This window comes from uncultured Pseudokineococcus sp., assembly GCF_947495735.1.
Classification (GTDB): domain Bacteria; phylum Actinomycetota; class Actinomycetes; order Actinomycetales; family Quadrisphaeraceae; genus Pseudokineococcus.
On record NZ_CANMAA010000034.1, the window covers coordinates 1 to 1,816 of the forward strand.

The following is a 1,816-nucleotide window of genomic DNA, read 5'->3' on the forward strand; positions in this document are numbered from 1 at the left end:
CATGAGCTGCGGATTTACCAACAACTCGCCCTACACCCTTGGACGTGGACAACCATCGCCACGCGGAAGCTACCCTCCTGCGTCACCCCTGTTAATGCGCTTGCCTACTACCAGTCTGGGTCGTGCGTTCCACCCACACCCACCCCGAAGGGCCGGTGAGGCTTCAGGCACTCAGCATCGCTGGCCTTGGCATGGGCGGTCCTTCGCCGGTACGGGAATATCAACCCGTTGTCCATCGACTACGCCTGTCGGCCTCGCCTTAGGTCCCGACTTACCCAGGGCGGATTAGCCTGGCCCTGGAACCCTTGATCATCCGGCGGACGGGTTTCTCACCCGTCATTCGCTACTCATGCCTGCATTCTCACTCGTGTGGCGTCCACGGCTAGGTCACCCTGCCGCTTCACCCGCCACACGACGCTCCCCTACCCACGCACGCACCTGGACCCACAAGTGGGCCTGGCAAACGCGCACGTGCCACGGCTTCGGTGGTGTGCTTGAGCCCCGCTACATTGTCGGCGCGGAATCACTTGACCAGTGAGCTATTACGCACTCTTTCAAGGGTGGCTGCTTCTAAGCCAACCTCCTGGTTGTCTGCGCAACTCCACATCCTTTTCCACTTAGCACACGCTTAGGGACCTTAGCCGGTGGTCTGGGCTGTTTCCCTCTCGACTACGAAGCTTATCCCCCGCAGTCTCACTGCCGCGCTATACTTACCGGCATTCGGAGTTTGGCTGACGTCAGTAACCTTGTAGGGCCCATCGGCCATCCAGTAGCTCTACCTCCGGCAAGAAACACGCGACGCTGCACCTAAATGCATTTCGGGGAGAACCAGCTATCACGAAGTTTGATTGGCCTTTCACCCCTACCCACAGGTCATCCCCCAGGTTTTCAACCCTGGTGGGTTCGGTCCTCCACGCGGTCTTACCCGCGCTTCAACCTGCCCATGGGTAGATCACTTCGCTTCGGGTCTAGGACACGCGACTCAGACGCCCTCTTCGGACTCGCTTTCGCTACGGCTTCCCCACACGGGTTAACCTCGCCACATGCCACTAACTCGCAGGCTCATTCTTCAAAAGGCACGCCGTCACCCCACGAAGAGGCTCCGACGGCTTGTAGGCGCACGGTTTCAGGTACTATTTCACTCCCCTCCCGGGGTACTTTTCACCTTTCCCTCACGGTACTAGTCCGCTATCGGTCACCAGGAAGTATTTAGGCTTAGGGGGTGGTCCCCCCAGATTCACACGGGATTTCTCGGGCCCCGTGCTACTCGGGAACACCGTCCAAGGAGGCCACATCATTTCGTCTACGGGGGTCGCACCCTCTACGCCGGGCCATCCAAGACCCTTCGACTATGACGCAACTTTCTCACTCCTCGCCTCAGCGGCAGCTGAGACCAACGGGTCCCACGACCCCACGCACGCAACCCCTGCCGGGTATCACACGCACGCGGTTTAGCCTCATCCGCTTTCGCTCGCCACTACTCACGGAATCGCGGTTGCTTTCTCTTCCTGTGGGTACTGAGATGTTTCACTTCCCCACGTTCCCTCCACACACCCTATATATTCAGGTGCAGGTGACTGGAGATGAATCCAGCCGGGTTTCCCCATTCGGAAATCCTCGGATCACAGTTCGGTTGCCAACTCCCCGAGGCTTATCGCAGGCTCCTACGTCCTTCATCGGCTCCTGGTGCCTAGGCATCCACCGTGCGCCCTTAAAAACTTGGCCACAAAGATAAAGATGCTCGCGTCCACTGTGCAGTTCTCAAGCTACAAGCAGGAAGCCCCCACACCCGGCACCCACCCCCACACCCCCACCC

The 1,816-nt window shown here is 59.3% G+C and carries 1 rRNA gene; it reads right to left on the reverse strand.

What is annotated here, in order from left to right:
- Window positions 1-1,725: ribosomal RNA gene (locus Q0848_RS18845) — 23S ribosomal RNA — on the reverse strand; the annotation flags it as partial.
- Window positions 1,726-1,816 lie beyond the last annotated feature (91 nt).